This window comes from Paraburkholderia sp. WS6 (assembly GCF_030464835.1).
In the GTDB taxonomy this organism is placed as follows: domain Bacteria; phylum Pseudomonadota; class Gammaproteobacteria; order Burkholderiales; family Burkholderiaceae; genus Paraburkholderia; species Paraburkholderia madseniana.
The window spans coordinates 57,100-79,704 of sequence record NZ_JALQCK010000002.1 but is presented as its reverse complement, the minus strand read 5'-3'; the positions used below and the strand labels follow the sequence as shown (position 1 = coordinate 79,704).

At 60.5% G+C, this 22,605-nt stretch carries 21 protein-coding genes and 1 pseudogene; 13 read left to right on the top strand and 9 right to left on the bottom strand.

The annotated features are described in order from the left end of the window. The first annotated feature begins 59 nt into the window (after positions 1 to 59). Positions 60 to 521 (top strand): VOC family protein, encoded by a 462-nt coding sequence (locus M0D64_RS02905; protein ID WP_154567258.1) that lies wholly within the window; start codon positions 60 to 62, stop codon positions 519 to 521. Between the two features lie 91 nt (positions 522 to 612). Here the strand turns inward: M0D64_RS02905 and M0D64_RS02900 are convergent. Together M0D64_RS02900 and M0D64_RS02895 are read right to left on the bottom strand one after the other, a co-directional pair. After that, a pseudogene (locus tag M0D64_RS02900) lies at positions 613 to 810 on the bottom strand (LysE family translocator); the annotation flags it as partial. A gap of 66 nt (positions 811 to 876) precedes the next feature. After that, positions 877 to 1,524, bottom strand: a complete 648-nt coding sequence (locus M0D64_RS02895; protein ID WP_054039163.1) for a VTT domain-containing protein — start codon at positions 1,522 to 1,524, stop codon at positions 877 to 879. 136 nt (positions 1,525 to 1,660) lie between these two features. Here M0D64_RS02895 and M0D64_RS02890 point away from each other — a divergent pair, with 136 nt between their 5' ends. Then, entirely contained in the window at positions 1,661 to 2,188 is a 528-nt protein-coding gene (locus M0D64_RS02890; RefSeq protein WP_266256543.1) for a GNAT family N-acetyltransferase, read from the top strand. A gap of 20 nt (positions 2,189 to 2,208) precedes the next feature. Here M0D64_RS02890 and M0D64_RS02885 read toward each other — a convergent pair whose 3' ends face one another. Both M0D64_RS02885 and M0D64_RS02880 read right to left on the bottom strand, forming a co-directional pair. Then, the gene (locus M0D64_RS02885; protein WP_266256542.1) at positions 2,209 to 3,270 is read right to left on the bottom strand and encodes an alkene reductase; all 1,062 of its coding nucleotides are present in this window, start codon (positions 3,268 to 3,270) and stop codon (positions 2,209 to 2,211) included. 93 nt (positions 3,271 to 3,363) lie between these two features. Continuing rightward, positions 3,364 to 3,666, bottom strand: a complete 303-nt coding sequence (locus M0D64_RS02880) for a helix-turn-helix transcriptional regulator (protein WP_154567261.1) — start codon at positions 3,664 to 3,666, stop codon at positions 3,364 to 3,366. 525 nt (positions 3,667 to 4,191) lie between these two features. Between M0D64_RS02880 and katG the strand changes: the two genes are divergently transcribed. From katG to M0D64_RS02860, 4 genes are all read left to right on the top strand, one after another. Next, positions 4,192 to 6,444 carry a catalase/peroxidase HPI gene (gene katG / locus M0D64_RS02875; RefSeq protein ID WP_266256541.1) on the top strand — a complete coding sequence of 751 codons (2,253 nt, stop codon included), beginning with the start codon at positions 4,192 to 4,194 and terminating at the stop codon, positions 6,442 to 6,444. A 432-nt stretch (positions 6,445 to 6,876) separates the two neighbouring features. After that, the gene (locus M0D64_RS02870) at positions 6,877 to 7,848 is read left to right on the top strand and encodes an amidohydrolase family protein (protein WP_154564388.1); all 972 of its coding nucleotides are present in this window, start codon (positions 6,877 to 6,879) and stop codon (positions 7,846 to 7,848) included. Positions 7,849 to 7,870: 22 nt separating this feature from the next. Beyond that, positions 7,871 to 9,340, top strand: a complete 1,470-nt coding sequence (locus M0D64_RS02865; protein WP_266256540.1) for an aldehyde dehydrogenase family protein — start codon at positions 7,871 to 7,873, stop codon at positions 9,338 to 9,340. A 119-nt stretch (positions 9,341 to 9,459) separates the two neighbouring features. Continuing rightward, positions 9,460 to 10,833 carry an MFS transporter gene (locus M0D64_RS02860; RefSeq protein WP_266256539.1) on the top strand — a complete coding sequence of 458 codons (1,374 nt, stop codon included), beginning with the start codon at positions 9,460 to 9,462 and terminating at the stop codon, positions 10,831 to 10,833. 149 nt (positions 10,834 to 10,982) lie between these two features. Here the strand turns inward: M0D64_RS02860 and M0D64_RS02855 are convergent, their stop codons facing one another. Next, positions 10,983 to 12,104, bottom strand: coding sequence for a Crp/Fnr family transcriptional regulator (locus M0D64_RS02855; protein WP_266256538.1), 1,122 nt, complete (start codon positions 12,102 to 12,104; stop codon positions 10,983 to 10,985). On the opposite strand from M0D64_RS02855, the gene M0D64_RS02850 reads away from it, so the two are divergent. Both M0D64_RS02850 and M0D64_RS02845 read left to right on the top strand, forming a co-directional pair. Further along, positions 12,045 to 13,697 (top strand): FAD-binding protein, encoded by a 1,653-nt coding sequence (locus M0D64_RS02850; protein ID WP_266256537.1) that lies wholly within the window; start codon positions 12,045 to 12,047, stop codon positions 13,695 to 13,697. The two genes, M0D64_RS02855 and M0D64_RS02850, sit on opposite strands and share 60 nt — an antisense overlap. Further along, the gene (locus M0D64_RS02845; RefSeq protein WP_266256536.1) at positions 13,694 to 14,023 is read left to right on the top strand and encodes a ferredoxin family protein; all 330 of its coding nucleotides are present in this window, start codon (positions 13,694 to 13,696) and stop codon (positions 14,021 to 14,023) included. Before M0D64_RS02850 ends, M0D64_RS02845 begins: the two co-directional genes overlap by 4 nt. 70 nt (positions 14,024 to 14,093) lie before the next feature. On the opposite strand, the gene M0D64_RS02840 is transcribed toward M0D64_RS02845, so the two are convergent. From M0D64_RS02840 to M0D64_RS02830, 3 genes are all read right to left on the bottom strand, one after another. After that, positions 14,094 to 14,939: an SDR family NAD(P)-dependent oxidoreductase gene (locus M0D64_RS02840; RefSeq protein ID WP_266256535.1), complete on the bottom strand. Its 846-nt coding sequence runs from the start codon at positions 14,937 to 14,939 to the stop codon at positions 14,094 to 14,096. A gap of 58 nt (positions 14,940 to 14,997) precedes the next feature. Then, positions 14,998 to 15,567 carry a TetR/AcrR family transcriptional regulator gene (locus M0D64_RS02835; protein WP_266256534.1) on the bottom strand — a complete coding sequence of 190 codons (570 nt, stop codon included), beginning with the start codon at positions 15,565 to 15,567 and terminating at the stop codon, positions 14,998 to 15,000. A gap of 119 nt (positions 15,568 to 15,686) precedes the next feature. After that, positions 15,687 to 16,151: a MarR family transcriptional regulator gene (locus tag M0D64_RS02830; protein WP_308101691.1), complete on the bottom strand. Its 465-nt coding sequence runs from the start codon at positions 16,149 to 16,151 to the stop codon at positions 15,687 to 15,689. 435 nt (positions 16,152 to 16,586) lie between these two features. On the opposite strand from M0D64_RS02830, the gene M0D64_RS02825 reads away from it, so the two are divergent. From M0D64_RS02825 to M0D64_RS02810, 4 genes are all read left to right on the top strand, one after another. Beyond that, the gene (locus M0D64_RS02825; RefSeq protein WP_266256533.1) at positions 16,587 to 18,236 is read left to right on the top strand and encodes an FAD-dependent monooxygenase; all 1,650 of its coding nucleotides are present in this window, start codon (positions 16,587 to 16,589) and stop codon (positions 18,234 to 18,236) included. Between the two features lie 117 nt (positions 18,237 to 18,353). Next, a complete protein-coding gene (locus tag M0D64_RS02820) occupies positions 18,354 to 19,505 on the top strand; it encodes a porin (RefSeq protein WP_266256532.1) in 1,152 nt (383 codons plus the stop codon). A 150-nt stretch (positions 19,506 to 19,655) separates the two neighbouring features. Continuing rightward, a complete protein-coding gene (locus tag M0D64_RS02815; RefSeq protein ID WP_266256531.1) occupies positions 19,656 to 20,216 on the top strand; it encodes a YceI family protein in 561 nt (186 codons plus the stop codon). A gap of 36 nt (positions 20,217 to 20,252) precedes the next feature. Continuing rightward, entirely contained in the window at positions 20,253 to 20,837 is a 585-nt protein-coding gene (locus M0D64_RS02810; protein ID WP_266256530.1) for a YceI family protein, read from the top strand. A gap of 105 nt (positions 20,838 to 20,942) precedes the next feature. Here the strand turns inward: M0D64_RS02810 and M0D64_RS02805 are convergent, their stop codons facing one another. After that, positions 20,943 to 21,506 carry a YSC84-related protein gene (locus tag M0D64_RS02805; RefSeq protein ID WP_266256529.1) on the bottom strand — a complete coding sequence of 188 codons (564 nt, stop codon included), beginning with the start codon at positions 21,504 to 21,506 and terminating at the stop codon, positions 20,943 to 20,945. 241 nt (positions 21,507 to 21,747) lie between these two features. Here M0D64_RS02805 and M0D64_RS02800 point away from each other — a divergent pair, with 241 nt between their 5' ends. Then, positions 21,748 to 22,509, top strand: a complete 762-nt coding sequence (locus M0D64_RS02800; RefSeq protein ID WP_266256528.1) for a hypothetical protein — start codon at positions 21,748 to 21,750, stop codon at positions 22,507 to 22,509. Positions 22,510 to 22,605 lie beyond the last annotated feature (96 nt).

Sequence of the window (22,605 nt, the reverse complement as noted above, 5' to 3'; positions counted from 1 at the left end):
TACCGACGGCCGAACGCGGGTATCGGAAACTGTTAAAAGGTTTATAAAAGGAGGCAATCATGAACGAACCGTTTCATCGTCCTTCGCTGGGTGCTGCGGTGTACTACAAGGACCCGTTTGCCGCGCTCGACTGGCTCGAGAAAGCGTTCGGCTTCGAGCGTCAAATGGTGATCACGGAAAGCGACGGCCAGTTGGGCCACTCGGAAATGCGTTTCGGCGACAGCTACGTGATGATCTGCCGAGAATGGTCCGAAGACTCGGCGAGCCCGGCATCGATCGGCGGCAAGAATACGCAATCAGTGCACGTGCAATTGCGCGAGGGGATCGACGAACATTGCGCTCGTGCGCGTGCTGCGGGCGCTGTGATCACGCGCGAGCCGGCGGATCAGTTCTATGGCGACCGTGTCTACGCGGCGCGCGATCCGGAAGGGCACGTCTGGAGCTTCGGCCAGACGGTTCGCGAGGTGTCCCGCGAGGAAGCGGAGCGTGTGAGCGGCCTGAAAATCGAAGGGTGGGTATAAGCGATGGGACTGCCTGCCAGCGTCTCGCTCGACCGAACTCTGGCGGCACTTGCCGATCCAAACCGGCGTCAGGTGGTCGATCTGCTCAGCCCGCACGTGTGGCGAGCAGCGCCCAACCGAAGTCGACGGCCATCAATACGATCAGCATGGTGAGCGTGAGTTCGAACCACGCGACGGTGCCGATGCGCGACAGATCGATGATGGTCGGCAGCAACGCGAGGTAGAACATCATGATCTTCGGATTGCCGAGCGTCACCAGCAGGCCGGCGATGAACATGCGCCACGGCGAAGACGAGCAAAGCAGACAGCGACATAACGTTCCTCCACGAAATTCAGTGAGCACGCAACCATCGGCTTAGTGAGCGCGCAACCTCCGGTTGACAAAACGCCACACGGCGCTCACCAGCAGCGATCCGACACCGAGCGAGACGCCCAGCAGCACGATCGAACTCATATGATCGCGCACCAGCGGCACGTTGCCGAACAGATAACCGGCCGCCACCAGCGACACGATCCACAGCGCCGCGCCGGCGGTGACGAACGACACGAAACGCGCAAACGTCATGCGCGAAACACCGGCGACAAACGGCGCGAACGTGCGCACGACTGCAATGAACGGCGACAGTAAAAAGGTCAGGCCGCCGCGTGCTTCGTAAAACGCGTGCGCTTTGCGCAGTGCGTTCTTGTCGAGCCAGCGGTAATCGGCGGTATAGACTTTTTCGCCGATGGCACGGCCGATCGCATAGTCGACAATACTGCCGGCCACGGTGGCGGCGAACAGCACGGGGATCACGAGCCAGACGTTCAGCGCGCCGGTGGCGGCGAGACCGCCACAGATGAAAATCAGCGGATCGCCAGGCAAAAAGAACAGCGGCAGGAAACCGATCTCGACGAACACGACGAGAAACAGCATCGCGTAGACGGCCGTGCCGTATTGCACGATCAAACCGCTCAGGTGCTGGTCGAAGTGCAGGGCGACCTGCAGCACATGCATGAGATCCATCTTGGGTCGGAAGGGATTTGGATGTTCGGGATTTTAGTCCCGTCGTGACATGGGCACTTGTTTATTTCTCGGTGCTGATGTCAATATCGGGGCGTGTCTTCCTGAATCGCGCCCGAAAAAAATTTAAGAAACCCCTATGCAATACGCTTCCAACCTCACGTTCCGCCTTGCCGCGCCGCACGATGCGCACGCTATCCGTACGATCGAATTCGAGGCCGGCCAGCGCTTTGTCAGCGTCGGCATGACCGGCATCGCCGATGCACCGCCGATGGAGCTGGAACTCGTCCACCGCAAGATCGACGCGCAGCAAATCGTCGTTGCAGTGGATACTGATGAGACGTGTGTGGGGTTTGTGATGTTCGAGCCGCAGCCTGCGCGCTTCTATGTTCAGGAGCTCGACGTGCTGAGTTCCCATGCCGGGCAACGTATCGGCGCGGCGCTGATCGAGCAGGTCGCGCAACTCGCGCGTGCGCAACAGATAGCGCAACTCATATTGTCGACGTTTCGCGAGGTGCCGTGGAACGCACCGTACTATCGCCGGCTCGGCTTTCGCGATATCGAGGAGGCCGATCTCGATGCGGCACTCATCGCGCGGCGCGACGCGCATATCGCGCGCGGACTCGACGAATCGAAACGGGTGTTCATGCGGCGTGATCTTGCGTGACGCCGCATGAACCGAACGGCTTATTCCACTGCTTCCAGCGTCGGATAATCCACGTAGCCGGTTTCGCCGCGTGCATAGAACGTTGCCGGATTCGGCTTGTTCAACGGTGCATTCGTCTCGAAGCGGCGCACCAGATCCGGATTCGCGATGAACAGTTGACCCCATGCCACCGCGTCCGCTTCACCCGCGTCGAGCACGTGCTGCGCGGTTTCCTTGGTGAACTTTTCGTTCGCGATGTACGGGCCGCCGAATGCCTTCTTCAGTTGCGGGCCGAGGCGGTCGTCGCCGAGCGCTTCGCGGGCGGCGATGAACGCAATCTTGCGCTTGCCGAGTTCGCGTGCCACGTAACCGAAGGTCGCTGCCGGATCTGAATCGCCCATGGCGTGCGCGTCGCGGCGGGGTGCGAGGTGCACGCCGACACGGTTCGCGCCCCAGACGTCGATACAGGCGTCAGTGATTTCGAGCAGCAGGCGGGCGCGGTTTTCGATCGGGCCGCCGTAAGCGTCGGTACGCTTGTTGGTGCTGTCCTGCAGGAACTGGTCGAGCAGATAGCCGTTTGCGCCGTGCACTTCCACACCGTCGAAACCTGCTGCCTTCGCGTTTGCGGCGCCCTTGCGGAACACGTCGACCACACCGGCGATTTCATCGAGTTCCAATGCGCGCGGCGTCACGTACGGCCGCTCCGGACGCACCAGGCTCACGTGACCCTGGGCTGCGATGGCGCTCGGCGCGACCGGCAGTTCGCCATTGAGGAACAGCGGGTCCGAAATACGGCCGACGTGCCACAGTTGCAGGAAAATCTTGCCGCCGGCTGCGTGCACGGCGTTCGTGACGATCTTCCAGCCTTCCACCTGCTCCTGCGACCAGATGCCCGGGGTCTCGGCGTAACCGACACCTTGCGGCGTGACGGACGTGGCTTCGCTGATGATCAGGCCTGCCGTGGCGCGTTCTGCGTAGTACTTCGCCATCAGCGCGTTCGGCACGCGGACTTCTTCGGCGCGTTGGCGCGTGAGGGGCGCCATGATGATGCGGTTCGACAACGTGATGTCGCCAATCTGGAGCGGGTCAAAAAGAGTCGGCATATGAGTTCACCTTGGGTGGCGGGCGCGTGGCCCGGGCCTTAAAAAAACTGCACGATGAAATAAGCGAAAAACGCGGCGATGCGGATGAAGCGCTCAGAGCTCGGTGTTCATGTGCTCGAGAAAGGCTTGAATGACGGCCTCGTTGCGTTTGAAAAACACCCATTGCCCAACCCGCTTCGACGTAACGAGACCGGCGCGCTGCAACGCGGCGAGGTGCGCCGACACGGTGGACTGCGACAGGCCGCAGTGCGCGTCGATCTTGCCCGCGCACACGCCGTGATCGAGCGGGAGCTCCTGGTCGGAGAAATGCGCATACGGCTCGCGCAGCCAGCCGAGAATCTCCCGCCGTACGGGGTTGGCAAGCGCTTTGTGAATCGCGTCGATATCGAGCGTCATGTGGATCGGTTTTCAGGGCATCAACTTCAGGGCACCACCAACAGGCAGGCATGGCGCACGTTAGCGGCCATGCATCTGCATCGCTACAACACGAATCATATATCGGAATTTGACGATATGCTTGAAGCCATTACGGACTGTGGGGTCGATAGTTATGGACATACAAAAAGGTCCGCACTTTCCACGGCGCGGCAAGGAGCACGTCACTGTAAATATGAAAGGCATCTGTCACGTTATAGTTATGTTCTATCAATAGCATTGCAAAAATCGCATTCTGTTAATGGCCTCCCTCACATATATTTTTATGTGCAGTAGGCCTGCCGACGCGGGCCATCCCGGTCCAATACACGCAACGACGTCCTCATCGGACGAAGGCTATGCGTGCCGGGTGAAAGTGCCAATACATCAAAAAGAGCCCATCATGTGATTTCCCGACCGCCCGCCGGCGCTGGTTCGGCGATGCACCGTAGAAGCCAGGCGCCGTGGAAGAACTGGTAGTGGGTACATTCCCCAAGGAGATAGTGCATGTCAAACGATGCAAAGTGCCCGTTCAATCATGCCGCCGGAGGTGGCACGACCAACCGTGACTGGTGGCCAAAGCAGCTACGGCTGGATCTGCTTAGCCAACACTCCAGCAAGTCGGACCCGCTGGACAACGGCTTCAACTACGCCGAGGCGTTCCGGAGCCTCGATCTGGCTGCGGTGAAGAAGGATCTTGCGGCACTGATGACCGACTCGCAGGATTGGTGGCCGGCAGACTTCGGCCACTATGGTGCGTTCTTCATCCGCATGGCCTGGCACAGTGCCGGCACGTACCGCATCGGCGACGGCCGCGGTGGCGCCGGGCGTGGCCAGCAGCGGTTCGCGCCGCTCAACAGTTGGCCGGACAACGTCAGCCTCGATAAGGCTCGCCGCCTGCTGTGGCCGATCAAGCAAAAGTACGGCCAGAAAATTTCCTGGGCCGATCTGCTGATTCTTACCGGCAACGTCGCGCTCGAGACCATGGGCTTCAAGACCTTCGGCTTCGGTGGCGGTCGCGCCGACACCTGGGAGCCGGACCTGGACGTCTACTGGGGCAACGAAAAGACCTGGCTGGGCGGCGATGTCCGTTACGGCAAGGGTGCTGCCGGCAGTGACGACGAAGGCGTGGTCGTGGCCGATCCAGCACTGCACGGCAGCGAAGTCAGCCGCGACGACAACGGACGCAACCTGGAAAACCCGCTGGGCGCCGTGCAGATGGGCCTGATCTATGTCAACCCGGAAGGTCCCGACGGCAATCCTGACCCGCTCGCCGCGGCACATGACATCCGTGAAACCTTCGCGCGCATGGCCATGAACGACGAGGAAACGGTCGCGCTGATCGCCGGTGGCCACAGCTTTGGCAAGACGCACGGCGCCGGTCCTGCCGACAATGTGGGTCCGGTGCCCGAGGCCGCCGGCCTCGAGAACCAGGGGCTGGGCTGGAAGAGCAGCTTCGGCACCGGCAAGGGCGCCGACGCGATCTCCAGCGGACTGGAAGTCACCTGGACCACCACACCGACGAAGTGGGGCAACGGCTTCTTCGAGAACCTGTTCAAGTACGAATGGGAACTGACCAAGAGCCCCGCCGGCGCCAACCAGTGGGTCGCCAAGGATGCCGGCGAAACGATTCCGCACGCTTACGATGCCTCGAAGAAGCAGCGGCCGACGATGCTCACCACCGACCTCTCGCTGCGCTTCGACCCCGTCTACGAGAAGATTTCGCGGCGCTTCCTGGCCAATCCCGACCAGCTCGCCGATGCCTTCGCCCGTGCATGGTTCAAGCTCACTCACCGCGATATGGGACCGCGCGTCCGCTATCTTGGACCGGAAGTGCCCGCTGAAGAACTGATCTGGCAGGACCCCATTCCGGCGGTCGACCACGCACTGGTCAACGATCAGGACGTCGCCTCGCTCAAGCAGAAGATTCTGGCGTCAGGGCTGTCCGTTTCGCAGCTCGTGTCGACGGCGTGGGCGTCGGCATCCACCTTCCGCGGCTCGGACAAGCGCGGCGGCGCCAACGGTGCACGCATTCGCCTCGCTCCGCAGAAAGACTGGGTGGTCAACCAGCCCGAGCAACTGGCGAAGGTACTGAAGGTCCTCGAAGGGATCCAGAGCGAGTTCAACGGCGCACCGTCCGGCGGCAAGAAGGTATCGCTGGCCGACCTGATCGTGCTGGCCGGTAGCGCCGGCATCGAGCAGGCCGCAAAAAGCGCAGGCCATCCGGTGACCGTGCCGTTTGCGCCGGGACGCGCGGACGCCTCGCAGGATCAGACCGACGTGGAATCCGTCGGAGCGCTTGAACCCGTCGCCGATGGTTTCCGCAACTTTCTGAAGGGCAAGTACAGTGTCCCGGCTGAGGCGTTGCTGATCGACAAGGCGCAATTGCTGACCCTGACCGCACCCGAGATGACGGCGCTCATCGGCGGCTTGCGCGCCCTGAAGGTCCAGAGCGGGCAGGATTCACATGGTGTCTTCACCAAGCGGCCGGAAACGCTGACCAACGACTTTTTCGTCAACCTGCTCGACATGGGTACGGAATGGAAACCGGTCTCCCGGGACGTGTTTGAAGGGCGCGACCGCAAAACCGGCGAACTGAAGTGGACCGGTAGCCGCGTCGATCTGGTGTTCGGTTCACACGCCCAGTTGCGGGCGCTGTCCGAAGTCTATGCAAGCGAGGACGGGCAGGCGAAATTCGTTCGCGACTTTGTCGCAGCGTGGGTCAAGGTGATGAACCTCGACCGCTTCGACCTCGCCTGAGCGGGTGTGGGGGGCCGTCAGGGTTGCAACCCTGACGGGACTTTGCTCCACCTTGCGAAGGTAACTCTGCATGTCGCGGTGCGACTCCGGTTATATCGGAGTCGCACCGTTTTTTTTCGGCGCCCGTGCCATACCGTGCAGCCTGAGTGACTCGAACATTCGCGTCATTACATCAGCCTGCATGATCGTCCTTCCCCTTCCTTAGGCTTCGTAGCGGCCCACTTTGGTCAGCGGCTTGACCGTTGGGTTGCGTGCGGGTGCCAGTCAGTCGATTCAGGGTTTACGCGGTGCACATATATTTGAAAAATCAAGTACACTCGGTCTCAACATGTTTGAAAAATCAAATAAATTAGTTTCTGGGACAAACCCGTGTGATGCGCCTCATCTTCCCTTTGCAGATGAGGTTGCGATGCCTTGAATTGGAGCCGATCAATGAGAAACAAGATTGCACTTGAAGAACACTTTGCGATAGACCTCACTATCGAGCAGTCGAAAATTTATGCGCCTGCCGCCGTTTGGGAAATGCTGAAGTCCAATCTGATGGACATCGAGCAGCAGAGACTCGAGCGGATGGAGCAGGGCGGAACCGAGTATTCAATCTTGTCGCTCAACTCGCCCGGCATCCAGGGTATCCCGGACATCAAGCAGGCGATCGATGTTGCGCGACGGGCCAATGATGTCCTCGCAGAACATGTTGGCCGCCATCCATCCCGTTTGGGTGGATTTGCCGCGTTGCCTATGCAGGACCCCGAAGCGGCGGCACGTGAACTCGAGCGGAGCGTGAAGGATCTCGGATTCCACGGCTTCATGGTGAACGGCTTTTCCCAGGTGGGCGATGCGGAAAATGTCGTGTACTACGACGCCCCCCAGTACACCGATTTCTGGGCGAGCGCGGCGGCGCTCGGCAAGCCTTTCTATATGCATCCTCGCGATCCGTTGCCGTCCCGCGAACCGATCTACGACGGTTTTCCGTGGCTGACCGCGGCCACCTGGGCGTTCGCGGTTGAAACGAGCATTCACGCACTGCGGCTGATGACGTCCGGTCTCTTCGACCGCAATCCTGGGTTGCAGATGATTCTCGGCCATCTCGGCGAAGGGATTCCGTTCAACGTCTGGCGTGTCGACCACATTCTTCAAAAGGCACCACGAGGATTGCCCTGCAAGCGCAGCGTGGGCGAATACCTCAGGGAGAACGTCTACGTCACGACGAGCGGCAATTTCAGAACCCAGACGCTGCTGTCCACGATGCTGGAAATGGGCAGTGACCGGATCATGTATTCGGTCGACTATCCGTTCGAAACGCATGACGAGGCGTCCCAGTGGTTCGACACATGCTCGATCAGCGAAACCGATCGCGTGAAGATTGGACGGGAAAACGCACAGCGTTTGTTCGGTCTTGAATGATGCGAGGAATAGGAGAAATCGAATGTCCGTGACTGAATTGGCACCAGCAGATGTGTGGCGTAACAAAATCTATAGCGGCGGATGGAAGACCGGAGGCGCGGGGACAATCCCGGTGACCGAGAAGGCGACCGGCGCGGAAATGGGATCGATTGGCTGCGCATCGGTTGCCGATGTGTCCGCGGCCGCCGCGATCGCGACCGATGCGCAACGCGCCTGGGCCGCGACGCCGGGGCCTCAGCGAGGGGATGTGTTGCGCGAGGTCGCCCGTTTGCTGGAGGTGCACAAAGAGGAGATCGCCGTTCAGATTGTCCGCGAGACCGGGTCGATACGGCCCAAGGGGCAACTGGAGGTGAAGTTGGCGATACGCGAGATTCTCGAGGCTGCAGCATTGGGCAGCCAGCCAACCGGGATGATCACGACAAGCGACGTGAAGGAGCGGCGTAGCGTAGCGCGCAGAATTCCAATGGGCGTGGTCGGCGTCATTACTCCATGGAATTCCCCGTTCATTCTGGCGGCGCGCGCCATCGCTCCTGCGTTGGCCACCGGCAATGCAGTGCTGCTCAAGCCCGACCCGCAATCGCCGGTCAGCGGCGGTGTCCTGTATGCGCGGCTCTTCGAAGCTGCGGGGCTGCCCGAGGGGCTGTTCCATGTCCTCCCCGGTGCGGCGGAAACCGGTGACGCGCTGGTCCGGGATCCGCTTGTCAACATGATCAGCTTCACGGGATCCACGCGGGTTGGGCAGGCGATCGGCGCCGTAGCAGGCGGTTTGCTCAAGCGAGCGAGCCTCGAACTCGGCGGCAAGAATCCCTACATCGTGCTTGACGACGTCGATGTCGAAGCTGCGGCGAGCGCAGGAGCGTGGGGATCGTTTTTGCATCAGGGGCAAGTCTGCATGTCCGCGGGCCGGCATCTCGTTCATGAACGCATTGCTGACGCCTACATTGAAAGCCTCGTCAGGCGAACTAAGGCTCTATCGGTTGGCGACCCTTTCAAGGGCAATGTCCATCTCGGCCCCATCATCAATGAACGGCAGGCCGCGAACGTCGATCGCATCGTCGCGGAGTCTGTCAGCAAGGGCGCGAAGCTTCTCGCCGGTGGGACTCGCGCCGGGCTGTTTTTTAACCCGACCGTCTTGGTGGACGTCGCGCCGGGGATGCCTGCGTTCGAGGAAGAGATTTTTGGTCCCGTCGCCGCGGTGACCGTGTTCAAGAACGATGACGAAGCGGTAATGCTCGCCAATCAGAACCGGTATGGCCTGGTGGCGGCAGTGGCTTCTTCGGATTTGCGTCGCGCCCAGCGGATTGCGGACCGACTGCACGCCGGCATCGTCCACATCAATGATCAGACGGTCATGCACGAGGTGTTTGGTCCGATGGGCGGTCTGGGTTTGTCCGGCAACGGGCACAACTACAGCACCCTGACCAACATCGACCAGTTCACGGAATGGCAGTGGGTGACGAGCCGCGACGAACTTCCGGCTTATCCGTTCTAGAAAGCTGTTGTGCCGGGCTCGCCGCATACGGGCACGGATCCGCGTCGCCCGGCAACGTCGAGAAGACAGAAATGACCCATTGGCGCACGATTTGATGCGCAAACGGAGCGAGGTGAAGAGTGACCCCCGATACTGCACAGCGAGTGGAAGAGGCGCCTGCTTCGATCGTCGACATTGGCGCGTTGATCGATAGCCAGCCACTGAGCACCTTCCAGAAATGGATCATGGTGATGATCGGTTGCTCGGTGGTGATGGATGGGTTCGACGTGCAGACCATGGGTTTTGTCGCGCCTGCGATTGTCCGTGCGTGGGGCATCAGCCCGGCCGAACTCGGCCCCATCTTCGGTGCCGGTTTGCTGGGGATGCTCGCGGGCTCCATCGTTCTCGGCGCCATGGCCGATCGTGCGGGGCGTCGGCCGGTGCTCATCGGCGCGACTGTTTTCTATGGGCTATGCATGCTCGGTACCACCCTGGTTCAGAGTGTGCCGGATTTTCTTGTCCTTCGTTTCCTGACCGGTTTCGGTATCGGCGGCGTGATGGGTAACGCTATCGCGTTGGTCAGCGAATACAGTCCGCAGAAATATCGGGCGTCGCTGATGACATGGGTCTCGTGTGGCTTCACGGGTGGGGCAATTGCTGGAGGACTTCTCTGCGCAGCCTTGCTTCCGTCGATGGGCTGGAGATCGGTGTTCTTCGTTGGGGGCGTATTGCCGCTGCTCATTGCCGTCCCGATGGCCAGGTATCTGCCTGAATCGCTCCAACTGCTGGTGGTCAAACAGCGCAGCCTGGAAAGGGTGGCTCAGTGGCTTGGGCGAATCGCGCCGAACGTCCAGCTTGCGCCGGGGACCCGCTTTGCCGTTCGCGGGCAGCCGCAAGCGAAGGCCTCTGTTGGCGAGCTCTTTCGCCACGGTCGCGGCACGACTACGCTGTTGCTATGGGGGATCAACTTCGCGAACCTGCTTGATCTCTTTTTCCTGTCGAACTGGCTTCCGATGCTTTCCTTGCGAGTTGGCCACGGGGTGTCGACGGCTGTACTCATCGGCACCTCGTTGCAGATCGGCGGTACTGCGGGTGCGCTGCTGCTGGGCCCGTTGATGGACCGTTTCGGCTTCTATCGTGTCCTGGCGCTCAGTTTTCTGGTGGCGACATTTTCGGTGGCATCGGTTGGTCTTCCCGATCTATCAACGGGGTTGCGCTATGCCGTCGTGCTGATAAGCGGAATCTGCATCGTCGGTGGGCAGCCGGCGGTCAACGCGTTGACCGCGACGCTCTATCCAACCTCGCTGCGGGCCACCGGGGTCGGCTGGAGTCTGGGAATCGGCCGGGCAGGCTCAATTATCGGTCCTGTCGTGGCCGGACAACTGATCAGACTGCAATGGTCGAATACCGCGTTGTTTGTCGCGGCTGCGGTGCCCGCATTGGCATCGTGTCTGATGCTTGTTTTCCTTAGCCGCGCTTCGACGAGAAATCGGATCGATTGCGTTGAGTGTTAGTGGGTTGCGACAGATTTAGATAAAAGAAAAACAGCAAAGCACTGTCGTGTCAACGACAGATTGCCCAATCAGCCAACCTGGATAATGACCCCGTCGTCGTTCGAATACGACCGCGAAAGGTCGTACCGTTAGCGATCTGGTACGGCTGCTCAAGCGGGGCGGTGCGGCTCGAACGGTTCAATCGAATGGGCAGGTGGCTGCCTGACAATGGACTCGAGTTCGGCGGTATCTACCAAGGTGATCCGGCCGTACCGGATGCGCACGAGTTGCCGGTCTATGAACCAGCGCAGCTCCTTGTTGACGTGCTGGCGTGAGGCCATGAGCAGCGCAGCCAGATCTTCCTGCGACAGACGGATGCCGAGCGTCACGCCATCGTTATCAGTGTGGCCGTAGCGTTTGCCGAGTGCGAGTAAATGGCCGGCGAGGCGCGCGCGAAACGACATCAAACCAAGATTGCCGAGGCAGTCGTGAAGGTGGCGTGCACGCGTGGCAAGTAGCCGGAGCAGGCTTGCGGTGAGGGTTGGATCGCGTTCGAGTGCGGCGTTCAACGCATCTGCGGGAATGTGAAAAAGCCGGGTGAGTCCGCGCGCCCGCTGGTTGTGAATGGAGCGCTGATCGGTCATCACGGCGATGAGGTTGGCCAGCTCGCCTGGCGGGATGAACGTCTCGACGGCCCGAATGCCCTGAGCGCTTGGCCATCCCCATTCGAGCATGCCGGAAAGAATGATGTGGACATCCGTGCAGGGATCGTTGGCGAGATAAATCAGCTCGCCATCTGCATACGTGCGCAGATAGCCAGCTTCGACGAGGGCGTCGAGGACGGCTTCCGGCCACGCGCGCAGGGCTTCATGATTACGGAACGCAGTCCATATGATCTCCCGCTGCCTGCGTGACAGATCGCGGCCGCTCGACTGCAATGGCAGATTTGCCGCTGCTTTGGCGGAGATGTCTTCAGCGCGGTCGACCGGGGAAAGGTTTCGGGGTGAAGCTTGCATGCGGCAGTCCGGTTCGGAGTGTTTGAGGCGAGTATCGATAAACGCGAGCTGTGCGAATGAAATGTCTCGGGCGATTAACAATAAACGATAAACGCGTATCGCGGCATGGGTGAAGGGCCGCTTTAAGGACGTTTTTCTTGTGAATCGCCGGACGTCAGCCGGCGGGACGTTGGAACGCGAGCCGTTTGGATCTCGCCCTAATGGGAGAAGATTTACATGAGTCAACCGATTGTGAGCGGCGGCGCGCTGGACGATGCAACCGCAGCCACGCGTCATGATGTCGATGTGCTCGTCATCGGTGGCGGTCCGGCCGGCACCTGGGCCGCGATTAGCGCTGCAGCGAGAGGGGCGACGGTCGTGCTCGCGGACAAGGGCTTCTGCGGGACGTCGGGCGCGACGGCGCCGTCAGGCACCGCGATCTGGTATGTCTCGCCGCTGAGCGATACGCGAGAGCGGGCGAAACAGAGCCGTTTTGATCTGGGAGGCCAGCTTGCGGAACACGACTGGATGGATCGTGTCCTTGAGCAAACCTGGGTGAACGTCCACCAACTTGCAGAATGGGGCTATCCGTTTCCCGTCGACGAAAACGGCGAGGCGCAGCGCACATCGCTGCAGGGGCCGGATTATATGCGGCTGATGCGCAAGCGCGTGAAGGAGAGCGGTGCATGCATCCTCGATCACAGCCCGGCCCTCGAACTACTCGTGGATGGGGGGGGCGCGGTTGCCGGCGCGCGCGGCGTGCAGCGCCAGAGCGGGGAAACGTGGGTCGCGCGCGCGAAGGCCGTGGTGATTGCAACGGGCGGCTGCGCGTTTCAGAGCCGCGCGCTCGGCTGCAACGTGCTGACTGGCGACGGCCACTTGATGGCCGCCGAGGTGGGCGCGGAGATGTCCGGCATGGAGTTCTCGAATGCCTATGGTCTTGGTCCGGCATTCGCTTCGGTCACCAAATCTCTCTTCTATAAGTGGGCGACGTTCTACGACGAACAGGGCGTGAAGCTCGAGGGAGCGGGCTCGGCATTCGGGCGCAGCGTCATCGCGCGCGAGCTGCAGACGCGCCGTGTTTTCGCCTGTCTCGATCGAGCCGACGAACAGGTTCGCGTGTGGATGCGCACGGCGCAACCGAACTTCTTCGTGCCTTTCGACCGGCTGGGAATCGATCCCTTCACCCAGCACTTCCCGGTAACGCTCAGGTTGGAAGGGACGGTTCGCGGAACCGGTGGCCTGCATGTCACGGGCCGCGATTGTTCGACGTCGGTGGAGGGTCTCTATGCGTCAGGCGACGCCGCGACTCGCGAGATGATTTGCGGCGGGTTCACCGGAGGCGGCAGCCATAACGCAGCATGGGCGATGTCGTCGGGTTTCTGGGCGGGTGCCGGTGCTGCTGACCACGCGCTCGCGAAGCGTCGCGCCGGGGCCGGCATCGGCAGACTCTATTGCGCGGGCGATGTCGGCTTGCGCGACACGTCGCACAACACGTCCTTTGACAGCGCGAGTGTCGTGAAGGCCGTGCAAGACGAGGTGTTCCCCTATGAACGTAACTGGACGCGCAGCGGGGACCTGCTGGACGATTCGCTGGGCCGCCTCGACGCGCTGTGGGCGAGCTTGCGCACCAGCGCGCCGGCACGCGGCGCGCATCAGACCGTGCGTGCGCGAGAGGCGGCGGCGATGGTTGCGACCGCGCGCTGGATGTATCGCAGCGCGCAGGTACGTACCGAGACGCGCGGCATGCATCGACGCGCGGAATATAAGTCGATCGATGCCGGGCAGCGCCACAGGTTGATCAGCGGAGGTCTCGACGACGTATGGGTCCGCAGGAAGGAGGTGGACACGGGGTTGGTGCCGGCTGAACATCAAGGGGCCCATGCATGATCGAAATTTTGAGCGAATCGCGCTGCACGGGATGCAACATCTGCGTGCGCGCATGTCCCACTAACGTGTTCGAGGCAGTGGAAGGCGGCATTCCACGGATCGCGAGGCAGGACGACTGTCAGACCTGCTTCATGTGCGAGCTGTACTGTCCGGCGGATGCCCTGTTCGTCGCGCCGCAGGCCGATGCCACCGTCGCGGTGGACGAAGCACATCTTCCGCACGGTGTGCGCCTGGGCAGCTATCGCGAAGCACTCGGTTGGGGTCCAGGGCGCAGCTCTACCGCCGCGCTTGACGCAAGTTACGCACTACTGACGCCTATCCATTAATGAAAGACGGCAGCAATGCCATAGCTTCGACGCGACGCCGCACCCCTCGTCAGAGGGGTAGCGGCACCGCTCACTCGGGCACGAAGCCGGTCTTGCCCTCGAACATCACGGACTCTGCAATGTCCTTTTGCGCCTGCAGCGCGGCCAGACTCCTGGTGTAGCCGGCCTCCAGCACCGAATAGGCATCTCCGCCGAGGACGGTGCGCAGCGGCGGCTCCGGCATCTGGCTGACCGTATAGATGGCGTCGGCCATTTTCACGGGGTCGCCCGAAGCGTATGCGTCGCCATTCTCCGCGATCCAGCGGCGCAGCTTGCCAACCGCGCTGTCCTTGTATTCATCGAGTTCTGTGGTCCAGCGGATATTGGCCACGAAGCCGGTCTTGATGGAGCCCGGTTCGATGATGATGGTCTTGATACCGAACTCGGCGATTTCCTGGCTCACCGCTTCGGCAAAGCCTTCCAGGCCGAACTTCGCGGCGTGGTACAGCGCGCCTCCCGGGAAGGCCGCACGTCCGCCGACGCTGCTGACATGGATGAACGTGCCGCGTTTCTTTGCGCGCAACGCGCCGAGGAAGGCGCGCGTGACGTGAATTGGCGCCAGCAGATTCAACGCAATCTGCTGCTCGATATCGGCTTCGCTCATTTCCTCCATCGCGCCGATAACGGCGCCACCCGCGTTGTTGACGACCACGTCGACATCGGGATGGCGCGCTGCGGCGGCCCGAACCTGTTCGTGATCGGCCAGGTCGACTGACTCCACCTGAAGCAGATCCGGATAGGCCTGCTTCAACGCCTGCATCGCTTCGACACGGCGCACGGCTGCAACCACAGGATGCCCCTGGGCCAGTACTTTTTCCGTGAGGGCGAGCCCGAGACCGCCGGACGCGCCGGTAATGAACCACTTCTGACTTGACATGACACCGTTCTCCTTTCAAATAATGAGCGCGTACGCGCTCAATAATAATCGAAAATTTTTATACCGTGATTGCCCGCCAGGCGACATGAAAACCGAGTTGACGGTGACGTTCGGCGCTCTCGGGGTGCTTGTCGACGTACTCGATCGTCGTGTCGGCGATGTGCTCAATTATGGACGAAAGAAATGCGATCGAGGCGTCCACCAGTACGCCATCGCGCACGGCGTCCTCCATCATCTGGGACACCGCCAGAAACGGCCCCACTCCCTGTGCTCGTGTGTCGTCGAGTATGTGGCCGGAGGCCGAAAGCCGCGAGAGGGCGAACCGCCCAGCCGCATTGGCCAGCCCCCAATTCACGTAGCGCTCGAAGACGTGCTGCATGCGCTGCCGGTAGCCCGCATCGTGTGGATAATCCGGCATCACGGATCGCGCCAGATCCTGCTTCAGGTGCAGGTACAGTTCCTGGAACAAGGCGTCCTTGCTCTCGAAGTAGGTGAACAAGGTGCCTTCGGCCACACCGGCGCGCCGGGCGATGCCCGCTGTGGTGGCCAGCACGCCCTGTTCAGCAACGGTCTGCGTTGCGGACAGCAGCAGGGCGCCGCGTTTTTCCGGACTCAAAGGGCGTGCCATCGTGTGTCTGCATAAATATAGAGTGATTACGCGCTCAATTATAACTACTTTTTGGGATGAGTGCCGACCAGAAGACGGGACGAAGAATGACACTCCAGCCGCGAACGAGTCGAGTCAAGTCAAACAAGGTCATCAAGTGCGCCAGCGTTTTCGTACACCTTGAGCAGCATGGTGCGAAGAACCTGAACGTCGTTTGCCGTGAAACCGGTCAGTATCACCGACTCATGTTGCTTCGCGACCGGGACGATGCGCAGCGCCAGTTCGTCTCCCTTGCTTGTCAGGGCAATCCTGATTGATCGTCCATCCGTCGTGCTCTTCTCGCGCTTGACCAGCTCCTGGCTCTCAAGACGGTCAATGATCCTCGACAGCGCGGAAATATCCGATGTCGCGTGCACCGACAATTCAGACAAGGTCTGGTGCGGAACGTACAGCAGCGAGGCACAGACCCGCCACTCGCTGAGGTTCAGGCCGAACGGCTTCAGTGCCTTCGCGAATGCGTTGCCCATCCGGCCTCCGGCACGTGTCAACAGGAACGGAATCGCCTGCTCGAGTTCTTGTGGTCGCTTGGGTGTCTTCATGGTCATCGGTGGGTTGCGGGTTTACATGGGTACGTATATTTGAAAAATCAACTATACTCCACTTCAAATGTAGTTGAAAAATCAAATAAATGTTACCCGGGCGAATTCGGATAGTCAGCTTCCTTTCTGAGTGAGCAACGCGTCATACGCTGAACCAGGGCAGACGTGAGGGAGGAGTCGGATCAATCGAGCCTGGTTGGATATGAAAGGTTCAGAGTTGGTCCTTCAATAACTTCATTGGCATTGCTAATAAAAATAACAATTGTAGCGACGATTTACGCGCCGGGCTGATCCACAAAAAAATGGCGCCAAGGATGGTAAGTCCCGATCCGGACCAGGCGGCCATACGGTGCGATCTGGCCGGCCAGAGGGCGAAATCAGGTTGTGGCATAGCCCCGGCGCTGAGTCCGGCTGACATGGAATGGAAAACGGAGATCGGATTTGGAAACTCAAGTCATCATAGTCGGCGCTGGCCCGGTAGGACTGACACTTGCGATCGACCTTGGCAAGCGCGGCATAGCGTGTGTGCTTGTCGAGCAAAAGGCAGAGCCTCAGTTTCTGCCGAAAATGGAGCGTTGCAACGCGCGCACCATGGAGATCTTCCGGCGGCTTGATCTCGCGGACTGCATCCGGGCTGCCGGCATGCCCGAAGACGTCCCCATGGACATCCAGATCATCCGCTCCATGACCGAGCCTCCGATTCTGCGCTTGCCCTATCCGTCGGTGGCGGAGGCTCGCGCGCTCACGCACGAGAGCCACGACGGCAGCCTTCCGATCGAGCCCTATCAGCTCATCTCGCAGTACACACTGGAGCCGCTTCTTCTTGAGGTGGCCGAGCGATTGCCGGCGGTCACGGTGATGCGGAGTACGACGTTTCTGGAATTCACCGAGCAGGACGATGGCGTTCTGGTCGCGGTCAATGCCGCCGACGGTGTGAGAAGAACCTTGAAGGCCGCCTACCTCGTGGGCTGCGACGGCGGCGCGAGCCATGTACGCAAGCAACTGGGCATCCATCTGGAGGGCGAGGGCGATATTGCGCGATTGAGGCAGGGCCTGTTCTACTGCGAGCAACTCTACGAGCGGCTTCCGATGGGCAACGGGCCGAGCCGGGGGCGGCACTATCTGGTGGCGGGCGGGCCTCCCACTTTCATGATCATGCAGGATTCCACACGACATTGGACGGTCCATTCCGCCGTCGAGAGCGATGACGAGATGCGGCGGATGTTCGAGCGGATCATCGGCGATGCGTTGCCCTACGAGATGCTGTATTGCGCGGAATGGCGGCAGAATCTGCTGCTGGCCGAACGCTATGGAAAGGGACGGGTGTTTCTCGCAGGCGATGCGGTGCACCTCGTGATTCCTACGGGCGGTCTTGGCATGAACACCGGCGTTGGCGATGCTACCGATCTTGCCTGGAAGTTGGCCGCTACGCTGCAAGGGTGGGGCGGCCCGGGGTTGCTGGCCTCCTATGAAGCTGAACGGCGCCAGATTGGCGAGCGGGTCGTCGGCGCATCGCGCTACGCGTCGCTTGGATATCGCGCATGGTTGGCCGAGGTGCGCCCGGAGATCGGGGACGATACGCCCGCAGGGGCGACTGCTCGTACCCACCTGGCCGTTGTGGCGAACGTGGAGCAGCGCAAGTCGAACGAGATGATCGGCGCGGAACTGGGCTATCGCTATGTGGATTCGCCCATTATCGACAATGTACCGGGAGGGCCGCAGCACGATCTGCGGGCCTATCTTCCCACTACGTGGCCGGGCGCGCGGCTTCCCCATATGTGGCTCACCGACGGAAGCGCCATCCAGGACCGATTACGGCCGGAGCGCTACACGTTGATCGACGTCACGGGTGGGCATGATGCGAGCCCGCTTCTCGCCGCGTTCGAAGCGCTCGGCGCGCCGCTCGACGTGCTCGTGCTCGCGGATTCGGCGCTTCGCACCGTCTATGAGCGCGACCTCATCCTCGTGCGGCCCGACATGCATGTCGTGTGGCGCGGCGACCGGCTTCCGCAGGCCGTCGATGATCTCGCCGCGAAGGTGACAGGACATCGCGACATCAACCGCGCATTGGGTTCGATCAGCAGCCGCTGACCGAGCCGGCTGAATCGACGCAAATCAATATACGGTCAGCACGACGCTGCAGGCTCGACGCGCGACGGCGCAGGGGTGCCGTCGTCTTGAGATTTCAACAACATTGGAGACGAAAAAATGAGCGCAGGGTTGAATCGGGGCAGAGGTGGCCATTCATGGCACCGGCTATTTTGGTGGACGTTCTCGTCGCTTGCGGCGTGTGCGTCGGGCGTATCGCATGCGCAGAGCTCTGTCACCCTATATGGGATCATCGATACCGGCGTCGAATATGTGACGAACGTCGGTGCTAAAAAATCCAGCTCAGTGCACATGCCGTCTCTCACAGCCTCGCTACCATCGCTGTGGGGCCTTCGTGGCAAAGAGGATCTGGGTGGTGGTCTGAGTGCGGTTTTTGTATTGGAGTCGGGGTTTGCTCCCGGACAGGGCACGCTGAATCAAGGGGGGCGTCTGTTTGGCAGGCAGGCCTATGTCGGGCTTGCGGGGCGGTGGGGGACCTTGACCCTCGGGCGGCAATATTCGCAAATCTTCTGGGCGGTATTAACGGGCGACACGCTGGCGCCGAATATCTTTGCCGCCGCCGATCTTGACCCCTACTTGACCCAGCCGCGCGTTGACAATTCGATCGCCTATACCTTCACGTCGTCGGGACTGACTGTGAGCGCGATGTATTCACTGGGACGTGACGTGGCCGATAGTGCGCCGGCCGGAGGGTGCGCCGGCCAATCGCCGACTGACTGGCGGGCCTGCAAATCAATGTCCGCGATGGTGAAATATGACGCCGGGAAATGGGGTGCGGCAGCGGCCATCGATCGCAACTACGGTGGGGGCGGCACTGGCTCGCCCTTGCCACTTAGCTCGCAAACCGATACACGCGCCGTCATCGACGGCTACGTGAAGTTTGGCAATTCGACTTTCGGAGCGGGATTCCAACACCGGATCAATCACGGAGCACAGACGCCGAAAGTCTTCGACGCGACCAGCAACTATTGGTGGGTCGGTGGATCCTATTTGCCCGTTCCATATATTGCGCTTGACGCACAGTTCGGTCATATCACCGTGAGCGGCCACGACTTGGGGGGCTCCGTGATCGCAGCGCGCGCGATGTACTTCCTGTCCAAGGGCACTGCGGTGTACGTCACGGCAGGGCACGTGTTTAACCAGCGTAACGCAGCGTTCTCGATTGACGGTGGCGTGGTGCCGCCCGCTTCGACGCCATTGCCAGGCGTGAGTCAAACCGGTGCGATGGTGGGTATTCGACACCTGTTCTAAATGTCCTGCGGCCGCTCGATTGCATCGTGAGGATAACAACATGTTCTCTTTGAATACGCTATTCGCCATCGTTTATCCACACAGTTGATCGTGACGGCTTGCTCGCCCGCATGATCCATTTTCCAAAGTAGCAAGAGGCTCAAGACAGATATGAAACCCCGATTCCGTCAACTGATATTGGCCGCTACGGCTGCCATGTCGCCCTTTCTGGGTGTTGCGCATGCGCAGGTCGATACGTCGAAAAGCACAGTAACCGCCACCTCGAAGCAGATGAACGTGCCTGTCGACGGGACGTTCAGAAAGTTCACTGCGCAGCTCGTCTTCGATCCGGCCAAGCCGACGGCGGGCAGCGCGCAACTGACCATCGACACAGCCAGCTACGATCTCGGCGACCAAAGCTACAACCAGCAGGTGCGCGGCAAAGACTGGTTCGACACGGCGCAGTTTCCCAACGCCACATTCGTCTCGAGCACCATTGCACCGGCTGGCGGCAACCAGTTCAAGGTCAGCGGCAAGCTGACCATCAAGGGCAAGTCTGAAAACGTTACGGTGCCGGTCACCGTCACGCAGCAGGGTGCGACGCAAACCTTCGACGGCACTTTGCCGATCAAGCGTAGCCAGTTCGACATTGGCTCAGGCGAATGGAAAGACACGTCGGTCGTCGCCGACGAAGTGTCGATCAGGTTTCACATTGTTGAAGCCAAAAAGTAAGCAGCAAAACCGCTCAGACTCCCCAGGAGGATCACAATGAAGAAGCAACTTTTGGCCGTAGCGATCGCCGCTCTGGCAGCAAACACATCGTTCGGCGCAAAGGCAGCGGAGACCACGTATCAACTGGATCCCACGCACACGTACCCCAGCTTTGAAGCCGATCACTTCGGTGGCGTCTCGATCTGGCGCGGCAAGTTCAACAAGAGCAGCGGCACAGTGAAGATCGATCGCGAAGCCAGGACCGGCACGCTGGAAGCGACTATTGACATGGCGTCGGTGGATATCGGCAACGATACGCTGGATACGGCGTTGAAGAGCCCGAAATTCTTCGATGCCACTCAATTCCCGACCGCTGTCTATAAGGGCAAGTCGATGACGTTCAAGGGCGATGTGCCGGTCGAAGTGATCGGCGAGTTGACCCTGCACGGTGTGACGAAGCCGCTGAATCTGAAGATCGAGTCGTTCAAGTGCTTCCAGAACCCGCTGCTCAAGCGCGAAGTGTGCGGCACGGATTCGACCGCGAGTTTCGACCGGTCGGACTTTGGCGTTGACATGGGCAAGACTTACGGCTTCAGGATGCAAACGGTGCTGCACATCCAGGCTGAAGGTATCAAACAATAAGGCGGCATCGCCCAGTCATATGGGGCGATTTTCATCGGACCGCGATACCAGACAAGGCTCCTCACGCGCAACGTTCAGCTTGCGCGAGGGGAGCCGCACGCCGGATCACGGCGTGTATTTGGTGATTTTTTGCCCTTGCACGCCGAGACCTGCCATCAATCCTTGCTGACCGTAGATGAACGCATAGACGTCGGATTTCAGGGTCGTGGTGGTCATCGATTTGCCCATTCCCGCGTCCACGACCACCACGCTTGGGCCGACGCCGACTGACCATCCGTCGCTCGCGTTGAGGTAATTGATGGCTGAATCGCTCATCAGGAACATGGCTTCAGAAAAGGTTTGTCCGCCCGCTTGCAATCCCCAGGAGACTGCTCTCGCGGTGTAGTAGCCCATTACCGTTCCATCGGGGGCGAACATCACCCCCTTGCCGCCTTGCGCGCCGGCGATGAGCCCCACTTTCAGAATATCGGGGAATACCAGAACCGCTTTGGCCTGTTGCTGAATTTGTTGTGTCCGTGGCGCGTCGCTGACTAGTAGTTGTAGTGCGGCGCGTGCCTTCGCTTCGAGTTCCGGATCGGTTCCCGGCGTCGACGCTGTCTGCTGTGTCGAACATGAAACCGCCACCAGCAGAAGCGGCACCGCGAGGATAAGCCGAAGGTACTTGAACATGTTCGTGCTCCATTCAGGGAAATGACGTCACGGTGTGAACGCGGTTGGCGCGTCGGATTGTTCGCGGCCTCGAAGGGCGGTGATGGTGCGGCCCATACCGGTTGCGGGACGCTTCGACTGGAATAAATAGTGGTGTTGCGGGCACGTAAAGACAATTGGACCTTGGTCCAATTGCACGTTGCAGCGCGGAGCGCAAGATATCGAATCGCCACGTGCGCAACCAGAGACGGAGGACCGCAGGGTGAACCACCTCGTCGATGCGGCAGTCGTATTCGCGTGCGTTTTCGGCAGTGCGCTGCTTGGTTCGTATCTGCGCCGCGTGCTGCCACAGCACCACCTCAGCGATGAATCCACCGGTGTGGTCAAACTGGCGACCGGTCTTGTTGCAACCATGGCCGCATTGGTGCTGGGCCTGCTGATTTCGTCGGCAAAAGGCTCTTTCGACACCATGAATACGGAGCTTTTGCATAGCGCTGCCGCTATCGTTCGTCTTGATCGCGTGCTGGCCCACTATGGTCCGGAGACTCAGGAGATTCGCAGCGCGCTTAAACGCACAACCGAGGCTTCGGTTGCGGCGATGTCTTCCGGCGATCCCGCTCAACTGGCCAGATTGAGCAGCCCCGAAGCCGTGGCCCGCGGAGAAGCATTTCAGCGTCAAGTGGAGGAACTCTCGCCGCACACCGACACGCAGCGTCAATTGCAGGCGCGGGCGCTGCAAATCGTCGACGATGTATTAGCTACGCGATGGCTCGCGCTTCTTCAGCAAACGGGTTCGATTCCGATACCGTTGCTCGTGGTTCTGGTGTCGTGGCTGGCGATCCTCTTTGGCACGTTCGGCCTGTTTGCGCCTCGCAACGGCACGACGATAACGGCGCTCGTGATGTGTGCACTGTCGACTTCCGGTGCAATCTTCCTGATCATGGAAATGAATACGCCGCTCGGCGGAATAGTAAAAATATCTTTCGCACCGATGCGCGCGGCGCTCGATATTCTCGGGCATTAAGCATTAAACACTAGGCATAAAACACTAGGTAAAAGGCATTAGGTAGTGGGAATCAGGCACTGCGCTTTTTGCGAATCCGCTACACAACTGCATTGC

What these genes read in the sequence shown, in the direction of transcription:
- M0D64_RS02905 (WP_154567258.1), top strand. Translation starts at nt 60, where the DNA reads ATGAACGAACCGTTTCATCGTCCTTCGCTGGGTGCTGCGGTGTACTAC.
- M0D64_RS02895 (WP_054039163.1), bottom strand. Translation starts at nt 1,524, where the DNA reads ATGGATCTCATGCATGTGCTGCAGGTCGCCCTGCACTTCGACCAGCAC.
- M0D64_RS02890 (WP_266256543.1), top strand. Translation starts at nt 1,661, where the DNA reads ATGCAATACGCTTCCAACCTCACGTTCCGCCTTGCCGCGCCGCACGAT.
- M0D64_RS02885 (WP_266256542.1), bottom strand. Translation starts at nt 3,270, where the DNA reads ATGCCGACTCTTTTTGACCCGCTCCAGATTGGCGACATCACGTTGTCG.
- M0D64_RS02880 (WP_154567261.1), bottom strand. Translation starts at nt 3,666, where the DNA reads ATGACGCTCGATATCGACGCGATTCACAAAGCGCTTGCCAACCCCGTA.
- katG (WP_266256541.1), top strand. Translation starts at nt 4,192, where the DNA reads ATGTCAAACGATGCAAAGTGCCCGTTCAATCATGCCGCCGGAGGTGGC.
- M0D64_RS02870 (WP_154564388.1), top strand. Translation starts at nt 6,877, where the DNA reads ATGAGAAACAAGATTGCACTTGAAGAACACTTTGCGATAGACCTCACT.
- M0D64_RS02865 (WP_266256540.1), top strand. Translation starts at nt 7,871, where the DNA reads ATGTCCGTGACTGAATTGGCACCAGCAGATGTGTGGCGTAACAAAATC.
- M0D64_RS02850 (WP_266256537.1), top strand. Translation starts at nt 12,045, where the DNA reads ATGAGTCAACCGATTGTGAGCGGCGGCGCGCTGGACGATGCAACCGCA.
- M0D64_RS02855 (WP_266256538.1), bottom strand. Translation starts at nt 12,104, where the DNA reads ATGACGCGTGGCTGCGGTTGCATCGTCCAGCGCGCCGCCGCTCACAAT.
- M0D64_RS02845 (WP_266256536.1), top strand. Translation starts at nt 13,694, where the DNA reads ATGATCGAAATTTTGAGCGAATCGCGCTGCACGGGATGCAACATCTGC.
- M0D64_RS02840 (WP_266256535.1), bottom strand. Translation starts at nt 14,939, where the DNA reads ATGTCAAGTCAGAAGTGGTTCATTACCGGCGCGTCCGGCGGTCTCGGG.
- M0D64_RS02835 (WP_266256534.1), bottom strand. Translation starts at nt 15,567, where the DNA reads ATGGCACGCCCTTTGAGTCCGGAAAAACGCGGCGCCCTGCTGCTGTCC.
- M0D64_RS02830 (WP_308101691.1), bottom strand. Translation starts at nt 16,151, where the DNA reads ATGACCATGAAGACACCCAAGCGACCACAAGAACTCGAGCAGGCGATT.
- M0D64_RS02820 (WP_266256532.1), top strand. Translation starts at nt 18,354, where the DNA reads ATGAGCGCAGGGTTGAATCGGGGCAGAGGTGGCCATTCATGGCACCGG.
- M0D64_RS02815 (WP_266256531.1), top strand. Translation starts at nt 19,656, where the DNA reads ATGAAACCCCGATTCCGTCAACTGATATTGGCCGCTACGGCTGCCATG.
- M0D64_RS02810 (WP_266256530.1), top strand. Translation starts at nt 20,253, where the DNA reads ATGAAGAAGCAACTTTTGGCCGTAGCGATCGCCGCTCTGGCAGCAAAC.
- M0D64_RS02805 (WP_266256529.1), bottom strand. Translation starts at nt 21,506, where the DNA reads ATGTTCAAGTACCTTCGGCTTATCCTCGCGGTGCCGCTTCTGCTGGTG.